The organism is Thiobacillus denitrificans DSM 12475 (assembly GCF_000376425.1).
In the GTDB taxonomy this organism is placed as follows: Bacteria; Pseudomonadota; Gammaproteobacteria; order Burkholderiales; family Thiobacillaceae; genus Thiobacillus; species Thiobacillus denitrificans.
Genome location: NZ_AQWL01000001.1, coordinates 44985 through 54281, shown reverse-complemented (window position 1 = coordinate 54281; position 9297 = coordinate 44985). Strand labels below are relative to the sequence as shown.

Genomic DNA, 9297 nt, shown 5'->3' with positions numbered 1-9297 from the left:
GGCGCGCTCATGGCGCACCTCGATCGGCGTTGCGCCGGGTAGTCCAGTAGCCCGAGCGGGTGATGAGGCGCTGCCCGCCCAGGAGCGCCGCCAGCGCCGGGTGCCGCAGGGCCAGCCGCCACTGGAGCTGCCGGTACAGCCAGGTGTCGGGCCGGCCCCGCTTCTGCGCGCGCAGAAAACCACCGCCGACGAAGACGCCCAGCGCGATGCCGGCGACGATCAGCGTCGGCACCATGGCGATGCTGTGCGTGAGCCAGGCCAGCGGCAGGCCGAGCGCGAATCCGGCTGCGGCCGACAGGCCGGCGCAGATCCACAACTCGTCGGCGGTCAGCCCGCGCACGACCACCGGCTGGCGGTTCAGCCGGTGCGGCAGGAAGGTCACCAGCGTGTCTTGCGGGGTCTCCGGAGGGACGGCCATCGCTTGCCGCCCTCACAGCACGCCGGTGGCCTTGGTGAGCAGCCAGATGCCGACCACCAGGAGGATCGCGCCCACGGCGACCGTCAGGCCGAACTGGCCCCAGGTGGCGCGGCCGGTGTGGATCTCCGAGTAGCGCGTGTAGGCGTGATAGCAGACACCGACGAACATCGATGCGACCACGAGCAGCGCGATCAGCAGCACGATGTCGTAGCCGTAGTTCTGCAAGGTCTGCAGGATGCCGCTGCCCTGGCCGCGCGATGGGTCTTCCATGGTCGGCAGGCCCTGCGCGAAGGCCGACAGCGGCAGGCCCGCGAGCGCCAGCGGCAGCAGCGGAGCGGCGATGCGGGACGGAATGCGATGGGGTGTCGGTGGCGTGTTCATGGCGTATGGCCCTTCGTGACGGTCAGGAGAGGAGAAAGAAGGTCAGCATCAGGTACATCGCCACGAAGCGCACGATGACGCCGAGGAACTGACGTTCAGTGATGCGGTGCTCGGCCCAGCCGACGTAGGCGGTGCGCATGGCCCACACGCCCCACAGCAGCAACACGGCAAACACGAAAGCGAGCACCACGGCAGAGACGGCCGAAGGCGCAAAGCCGCCGTTGGCCTGGAAGGCGGCGACCTGATCGGCAGAGGGCGTCATGGCGACGGCTCCTCGTCGTCGGCGCGGTCGCGGCGGACATAGTCGCCGGCCAGCGGGACGGGATCGCGCGGCTGGGCGCGCTGGGGCACGAGGTAGTCCTGCAGGCCGGCGCGAACGCGCTTCAGGTCTGCGCGCAGTCGGGCGTAGTCGAAGTGATAGCGGGCGCGTTCCTGCGGGGCGGAATTGGCGGCGTGCTCGGCGAGGCGGTCGATCAGGTTGAGTTGGCGGGCAAGGGCCGCCAGTTGCTCGTGTTCAGCGCTGGCATCGTCGGCCGATGCGGGCGATGCGCTGGCCAGCGCGATGGTCAGCGCCAAGGCCAGGGCCGGCACACGGCGGCAGGCGGTCGTCAGGTTGCCAAGGGGTGTCATCACGCCGTTCCGCAGTCGTCTGGATGGCGGGATGCTGCGGCGTGAGGCCGGGGTGTGCCGCAAAGAATCGGAACGGGCGGCGCACCGGATTTGCCTCGATGGTTGGCGTAGCGCCGTTTCCGGACAAGGCCGGGAGTCCAGGACCTGGCTGTTAGAACAAGACAGGCCGGTCACTGATGTGGAAACCCTGCTGGCGCGGTGTGCCTACTTCTCTCCGACCGAAGCCGATGCATTCGCGGTGCTGGCCGAGGTCGTCACCGCGGTGGCTGCTTGGCGCTAGGTCGCACAGTGCCTGCTGGAGGGGCGATCCCCTTATACGAGCGGGCCCCTTCTCAGAACGGCAACCGGATCACCAACGACAATCAGGCACTTTTTCGGAAAAGTCGGTACTAATCGGCACAAAACGCTTGATTTTGGCAATCCATCAATGTAGTTTATGGAGGTTAATTTGCGGCACTGTGTCCGGATTTCGGGTTTCCCGGAGACCTTCGGGCTTTTACCGAAAANATGATGAACGAAGGACGAAGGCTATGGATGAGAGATGGCTGACGGTCGATGACATTTGCAAATACCTGAATGTAAGCAACGAGACGGTCTACAAGTGGATCGAACAACGGGCTATGCCCGGTCATCGCGTCGGCCGTCGCTGGATGTTCAAACAAGACGAAGTGGACGAATGGGTCCGCTCCGGCGGTGCGGCTGACAAATCCGATAAGCCGGACACCGAGCAATAAGGAGCGACCATGGCCGAGCCGATTCACGACAAGATAAAACGATCCCTCCAGGCAGCCGAAGGCTTGTATCACCGTCTGGTGTTGCTGGTGGGTGAGACCGGTTCCGGCAAGACCGGCGTTCTTCGGGATATTGCCGAGGAATTCGGCTCATCTGTCGTCAACGTCAATCTGGCGCTTTCAGGCGAACTGCTTGAGCTGACGGCAAAGCAGCGGTCGCTTCGGTTGCCGGGCATCCTCGATCAGATCGCGGACCAGGCTCAAGCACCGGTGGTGCTGGATAATCTCGAGATCCTCTTCGACAAGGATCTCCAGCAGGACCCCTTGCGCCTGCTGCAGTCCATTTCCAGAAATCGGGCCGTGGTGGCTTCGTGGAACGGAATTATGAATTCCGGGAGGCTTTTGTACGCCGAAACCGGCCATCCCGAGTACCGCAGCTATGACTCGGTCGATGCGCTGATTGTGGGCATGGATGGCACGGCCACGGTCGATTCGGCAAAAAATAATAGAGAGGCAGGACAAGCATGAAATACGGAGACCTTATCCAATTCGACCCGATTGAGTCGGTCGTTCAGTTGCGTGACGCGGACAAATCGAACGCCGCGCAGCACCTGGTGAACACCTATGTCATTTCAGATGAAATGGCCGAACGGCTCACCCAGCTTGTCATTCCTCAGATGCAGTTCGACCACCCGGTCGACAACAAGGGGCTGCTGGTGGTCGGTAATTACGGCACCGGTAAGTCGCACTTGATGTCGGTGGTCTCCAGCCTTGCCGCAGATGCCTCCCTGCTGGAAGGGCTGAAGAACGATGGTGTCCGCGACGCAGCCTCTCAGATCGCCGGTCGGTTCAAGGTCATCCGTACCGAGATCGGTGCCACCACCATGTCCCTGCGCGACATCCTGGTGGCCGAACTGGAAGAGCACCTCGAAAAACTCGGCGTGGAGTATGTGTTCCCCGAAGCCGGGACCATTACCAGCCACAAGCGGGCCTTCGAAGACATGATGGCCAAGTTCGGCGAGGTGTTCCCCGAACACGGCATGCTGCTGGTGGTCGACGAGCTGCTCGACTACCTGCGCACCCGCAAGGACCAGGAGCTGATCCTCGACCTCAACTTCCTCCGCGAGGTCGGCGAGGTCTGCAAGGACCTGCGCTTCCGCTTCATGGCCGGTGTCCAGGAAGCCATTTTCGACAGCCCGCGCTTCGCTTTTGTCGCCGACAGCATCCGCCGGGTGAAGGACCGCTTCGAGCAGATCCTTATCGCCCGCAGCGACGTGAAATTCGTCGTGGCCGAGCGCCTGCTCAAGAAGACCACCGAGCAACAGGCCAAGATCCGCGACTACCTGATGCCTTTTGCCAAATACTACGGCGGGCTCAATGAGCGCATGGACGAATTCGTCCGACTCTTCCCGGTGCATCCCGATTACATCGACACCTTCGAGCGGGTCACCGTGGTGGAAAAGCGCGAGGTGCTCAAGACCCTGTCCATGGGCATGAAAGGCATTCTCGGCAAAGATGTGCCACAGGACGAACCCGGCCTGATCGCCTTCGACAGCTATTGGGGTACCCTCAAGCAGAACGCTTCGTTCCGCGCCATTCCCGAAATCCGGGCAGTCATTGATTGCAGCCAGGTTCTGGAATCCCGCATCGAGAACGCCATCACCCGCAAACAATACAAGCCGATGGCGCTACGCCTGATCCATGCGCTGTCCGTCCACCGCCTTACCACCGGCGACATCTATGCCCCCATGGGCGCATCCGCCGAGGAACTGCGCGACCGTCTCTGCCTGTTTGATCCGCTGATCGCCGAGCTGGGTAGCGACGAACCCGACAAGGATCTCCAGACCCATGTGGAAACGGTCCTGCGCGAGATCCACAAGACAGTCAGCGGCCAGTTCATCTCCTTCAATGCTGACAACCGCCAGTTCTATCTCGACCTGAAGAAGACCGACGACTTCGACGCCCTGATCGACAAGCGGGCCGAAAGCCTGGGCCAGGCTCAGCTCGACCGCTTCTATTACGAGGCGCTCAAGCGGGTCATGGAATGCCAGGACGCCACCTATGTGACCGGCTACAAAATCTGGCAGCACGAACTGATCTGGCAGGAGCACAAGGCAGCCCGCTCCGGCTACCTCTTTTTCGGGGCACCGAACGAGCGTTCCACCGCCGTGCCGCAGCGGGACTTTTACCTCTACTTCATCCAGCCCAACGATCCGCCGCGCTTCAAGGACGACAAGGTCAACGACGAGGTCTTCTTCCGCCTGAAAGGCACCGACGAGGAATTCCAGACTGCGCTGAAGAGCTATGCGGCCGCACTGGATCTTGCAGCCACCTCATCGGGCCATGCCAAGGCCACCTATGAATCGAAGGCCAACGGCTTCCTGAAGAAGCTGGTCCAGTGGCTGCAGAAGCACATGAGCGATGCCTTCGAGGTCACCTATCAGGGCCGCGCCAAGTCCATGACCGAATGGGCCAAGGGCAAATCCATCCGCGACCTGTCGGGCCTGTCGCCTCACGAGACTATCAACTTCCGCGACTTGGTGAACACCATCGCCGGTGTCTGCCTGGCACCGAACTTCGAGAACCAGGCCCCGGACTACCCGTTCTTCTCGGTCCTGATCACCGGCAACAACCGCGCCCAGGCCGCGCAGGACGCCCTGCGAGCCATCGCCGGGCAGAACCGCACCAAGCAGGCCACCGCCGTGCTGGACGCCCTGGAGCTGCTCGACGGCGAGAAGATCGACCCCTACAAGTCGAAGTACACCAAGTTCATTCTCGATGCCGTCAAGGCCAAGGGGCACGGCCAGGTAGTCAACCGCAGCGAGATCATCCAGGACGACCACGGGCTGGAATACATGAACCCCGGCGGTGGTCGGCTTGAGCCGGAATGGGTGGCGGTCATCCTGGCTTCGCTGGTCTATTCCGGCGACATCGTGCTCGCCATTCCGGGCAAAAAGTTTGACGCCACCGGACTACAGCAGCTTGCCGCGACCGGCATGGACGAGCTGGTCCGCTTCAAGCACCTGGAGCAACCCAAGGAATGGAACCTGCCCGCGCTCAAAGCGCTGTTCGAACTGCTCGGCATGACGCCGGGCATGGCCCAGCTTGTCACCCAGGGCAAGGACGAGCCGGTGCAGAACCTGCAGCAGGCGGTGGGCAAGATCGTCAAGCGCATCGTCATGACCCAGCAGACCCTGCGCGAAGGGCTCTCCTTCTGGGGCCTGGACCTGCTCGCGGGAACCGACCTGGCCAGCCAGGCCAGCGGGCTGGACGAGGCCAAGGGCTTCTTTGAATCGCTCCAGGCCTACTCCTCGCCCGGCAAGCTGAAGAATTTCCGCTACAGCGCACCCGAAGTGCTGGCCCATGAAAAGGCCGTGAAGGCCCTGGACGAGCTGGACGCCCTGCGCGAGTTCATCATGGACCACAGCCCGACGGCATCCTGGCTCTCCACCGCCGAGGCGGTGCTGCCCGCCGAGCATGACTGGGTGGATCGCATGAAGACCACCCGGCAGGACGTGCTGGATGCCCTTAAGCAGGCCGACCTGACCGAGCTGGCCAGCCAGTCCCAGTCCATCGGGGCCAAGCTGCAAAAGCTGAAGAAGGATTACACCGTCGCCTACATCGGTCTGCATACCAAGGCCCGGCTGGGCGTGAACGACGACAAGCGCAAGGCGGGCCTGCTCAACGACCAGCGCCTGCAAACCCTGCTCAAACTGGCGGGTATCGACCTGATGCCACGGCAGCAGCTCACCGATTACCAGAACCGCCTGGCCGGGCTGAAGAGCTGCTTCGCCCTGACCGAGCAAAACCTCGACGCCTCGCCGATCTGCCCGCATTGCGGGTTCCGGCCTTCGGTGGAAACCTTTGCTTCGGCAGGCTCGCAGATGATCGACCAGATGGACGCCCAGCTCGACGCCATGGTGGCTGCCTGGACCTCTACCATCCTCAGCAACTTGGAGGACCCGATCACCCAGGCCAACATGGATCTGCTGAAGATCGACGACCGCGAGCCCCTGGAAGCCTTCATCAAGACGAAGGAACTGCCGGTGCCGCTGGACAGCAACTTTGTTCACGCCCTGAAGGAAGTGCTCTCCGGTCTGGTCAAGGTCACCGTCAAGGCGCAGGAGCTGCAACAGGCCCTGCAGGTCACCGACGGCCCGGCCACCCCGGCGGAGATGAAGAAACGCTTTGAGGAGTACATTGATCAGCTCACCAAGGGCAAGGACCCGGCCAAGGTGCGGATCGTCATGGAATAAGAGTGACTAAGCGAGTGACCAACTCCGTCGAGCTTGGTCACCCGCGAAGTAACCAAGCTGAGACACAAGACGAAAGCCAAGGATTATGAAGATGAAAGAAAACAGTTTGTTCGACTCGCTGCTTGAAGAGCCGCAGAAGCCCTCCGGCCCGGTGACTTGTCTCGGCATGACGTTCGAGAACGACGAGGCCCGCCGTGCTCACTTTACCGAGGAGCTGCGCAAGAAGATGCAGGACCCGGAGTTCCGCAAGATCGAAGGCTTTCCCATCGGCAGCGACGAGGACATCCTGAACCTGAGCGATCCGCCGTATTACACCGCCTGCCCGAACCCGTGGATCGCCGACTTCATCGCCGATTGGGAGGCGCAAAAGCCGGAACAGCCCGATGGCTACCACTACCACAGGGAACCTTTTGCGGCCGATGTAAGCGAGGGGAAGCAAGATCCAGTATGCATGGCGCATACATATCACACGAAAGTCCCGTATCGAGCTATTGTCCGATATATTTTGAATTACACCTCACCTGGCGATGTGGTTTTAGACTGCTTCGCCGGCACCGGGATGACCGGAGTTGCAGCACAAGCGTGCTCTGAGCCTCCATCAGACCTGAAAAGAGCAATCGAAGACTATTGGCGAGAAACCGGGCGAGAACAGCCCTCATGGGGAACACGCCATGCGATCATGGTCGATTTGTCTCCATTCGCAACTTTTTTGCAAAGAAACTTCAATTCCAGCCTTAGTTCACGAACCTTCCAAAAATGTGCGGAGAGACTCCTGAATGAAACGGAAAAAAATTTGGGCTGGATGTATGAGACTGACATTCCCGGTGGCAAATCGAAGGGAAGCTTCGAATACGGATTGTGGTCTGATGTAGTTTTTTGTGAATGTGGTGAGGAGGTGCTTCTTTGGAACCCGGCGCTTGATGAGGGATCTCAAGGTTTCAACGCAGAAATGAAGTGCCCAAAATGTGGAAGGGAGATTAAAAAAACAGCTTCCGGTCGGGCGCATACAACATATTGGGATGATGAGTTAAAGACTTCTATAAAACAAAACCGACAAGATTTGGTTCTAATCCAGGCTCGCGTAGGAAATAAGACTTTTTCAAAGCATCCATCTAAATTTGATCGAGAGCTAATGTCTCGCATCAATAGCTTGAAACCCACTTCGTTTTCGCCATCGGCCCCAATGATGTTCAATGGCGAAAGGTGGGGCGATATGTTTAGGGCCGGAATCCATTTTGGCATAACTCACGTCCATCATTTTTGGACGAAGCGTAATTTGATTGCACTATCTGAGCTATTTGCAGCAGCACAAAAAAGCTCATACCCTCATGAAATGGCCTTTTTATGCACTTCGTTCGCAGTAAAAACCGGCAGTCGAATGCACAATGTAGGCTTCAAGGGCGGGAAAATAAATCTAGCTGGCCAGACATATAACACCTTGCAGTTCCCAAGTGTCTCTGCTGAGCGAAATATTTTTGTACTTGCTAAAGGGAAAGTCAAAGACATCTCCAATGTCTTCGAACTGAAAAAACAGCCAGGCAGGACAATTTCAAGCACACAATCAGGAACCAATCTACAGCATATCCCGTCAGGTAGCGTTGACTATATCTTTATTGATCCGCCATTCGGAGACAACATCATTTATTCCGAGTTGAGCTTTCTGTATGAGGCATGGCTCAAGGTTTTCACTAAGCAAGACTACGAGGCAATAATTTCAGGAAAACAGAGCAAAGGCCTCAATGAATACAAAGACTTAATGACAAGGTCGTTTGGCGAGCTTTTTCGAGTCCTTAAGCCGGGAAGGTGGATTACCATCGCGTTCCACAATAGTAAGAACGCAGTTTGGAATGTTATTCAAGAATCTCTCGGGATAGCTGGCTTTGTGATAGCTGACGTGCGGATTCTTGATAAGGGGCAAGGAACATACAAGCAGATGACAACAGCCGGAGCTGTTAAGCAAGACTTAGTCATATCTGCATATAGACCAAATGGTGGTCTTGAGGATCGCTTTGAACTTGAGGCCGGAACCGAAGACGGTGTTTGGGACTTCATACGCACTCATCTTGGCCAGCTACCCGTTTTTGTTTCAAAGGATAGCCAAGTTGAGGTTATAGCTGAAAGACAAAATTACCTTCTGTTCGACCGAATGGTCGCATTTCATGTCCAAAGAGGCGTAGCTGTACCTCTGTCTGCCTCGGACTTCTACTCTGGCTTAGATCAACGATTTTCATTGAGAGACGGAATGTATTTTTTGCCGGACCAAGCGGCAATGTATGACAAAAAGCGAATGACTGTTAAGGAAGTGCTTCAACTGCAGTTGTTTGTAATCGACGAATCCTCTGCCATTCAGTGGCTCAAGCAACAGTTAATAAGGAAGCCACAATCATTCCAAGATCTTCACCCTTTATTTCTCAAAGAGACCGCTGGTTGGAGCAAGAGCGAAGTTCCGCTTGAACTGTTGACATTGCTGGAGCAGAACTTCCTTCGCTATGACGGCAAAGGCCCGGTACCCGAGCAGATCCACGCCTACCTCTCAACCAACTGGAAAGAGCTGCGCAACCTGCCCAAGGATGATCCGACCCTGGTCACCAAGGCCCGCGACCGCTGGTATGTGCCCGATCCCAACAAGGCGGGCGACCTGGAGAAGCTGCGCGAGAAAGCGCTGCTCAAGGAGTTCGAGGAATACAAAGAGGTCAAGAAAAAGCTCAAGGTCTTCCGCCTGGAAGCTGTCCGCGCCGGATTCAAGAAAGCCTGGCAGGAACGTGATTACGCCGTCATCGTCGCCGTGGCCGACAAGATCCCCAACAACGTTCTGGAAGAAGATCCCAAGCTGCTGATGTGGTACGACCAGGCGGTAACGCGGATGGGAGGGGAATAGCCC

At 58.4% G+C, this 9297-nt stretch carries 9 protein-coding genes; 5 read left to right on the top strand and 4 right to left on the bottom strand.

What is annotated here, in order from left to right; all coding sequences use genetic code 11:
- Nucleotides 1-7 precede the first annotated feature (7 nt).
- From B059_RS0100270 to B059_RS0100255, 4 genes are read right to left on the bottom strand one after another with little or no spacing between them, the layout of a single operon-like run.
- Nucleotides 8-418 (bottom strand): TIGR03750 family conjugal transfer protein, encoded by a 411-nt coding sequence (locus B059_RS0100270; RefSeq protein ID WP_010792126.1) that lies wholly within the window; start codon nt 416-418, stop codon nt 8-10.
- A 12-nt stretch (nt 419-430) separates the two neighbouring features.
- Entirely contained in the window at nt 431-799 is a 369-nt protein-coding gene (locus tag B059_RS0100265) for a TIGR03745 family integrating conjugative element membrane protein (RefSeq protein ID WP_016446157.1), read from the bottom strand.
- 22 nt (nt 800-821) lie between these two features.
- Complete coding sequence (locus B059_RS0100260; RefSeq protein WP_018076243.1) at nt 822-1061, bottom strand: TIGR03758 family integrating conjugative element protein; 240 nt, start codon at nt 1059-1061, stop codon at nt 822-824.
- Entirely contained in the window at nt 1058-1429 is a 372-nt protein-coding gene (locus B059_RS0100255) for an integrative conjugative element protein, RAQPRD family (protein WP_018076242.1), read from the bottom strand. Before B059_RS0100255 ends, B059_RS0100260 begins: the two co-directional genes overlap by 4 nt.
- A gap of 31 nt (nt 1430-1460) precedes the next feature.
- Here B059_RS0100255 and B059_RS0100250 point away from each other — a divergent pair, with 31 nt between their 5' ends.
- The 5 genes from B059_RS0100250 (at nt 1461) to B059_RS18420 (ending at nt 9294) form a co-directional block, all read left to right on the top strand.
- A complete protein-coding gene (locus B059_RS0100250; protein WP_018076241.1) occupies nt 1461-1709 on the top strand; it encodes a hypothetical protein in 249 nt (82 codons plus the stop codon).
- Between the two features lie 250 nt (nt 1710-1959).
- The gene (locus tag B059_RS0100245) at nt 1960-2163 is read left to right on the top strand and encodes a helix-turn-helix domain-containing protein (protein ID WP_011927933.1); all 204 of its coding nucleotides are present in this window, start codon (nt 1960-1962) and stop codon (nt 2161-2163) included.
- Between the two features lie 9 nt (nt 2164-2172).
- A complete protein-coding gene (gene brxF / locus B059_RS0100240; protein ID WP_018076240.1) occupies nt 2173-2688 on the top strand; it encodes a BREX-3 system P-loop-containing protein BrxF in 516 nt (171 codons plus the stop codon).
- Nucleotides 2685-6416 carry a DUF6079 family protein gene (locus B059_RS0100235; protein WP_018076239.1) on the top strand — a complete coding sequence of 1244 codons (3732 nt, stop codon included), beginning with the start codon at nt 2685-2687 and terminating at the stop codon, nt 6414-6416. Before brxF ends, B059_RS0100235 begins: the two co-directional genes overlap by 4 nt.
- A 91-nt stretch (nt 6417-6507) precedes the next feature.
- Nucleotides 6508-9294: a DNA methyltransferase gene (locus tag B059_RS18420; protein WP_019751244.1), complete on the top strand. Its 2787-nt coding sequence runs from the start codon at nt 6508-6510 to the stop codon at nt 9292-9294.
- Nucleotides 9295-9297: the final 3 nt, after the last annotated feature.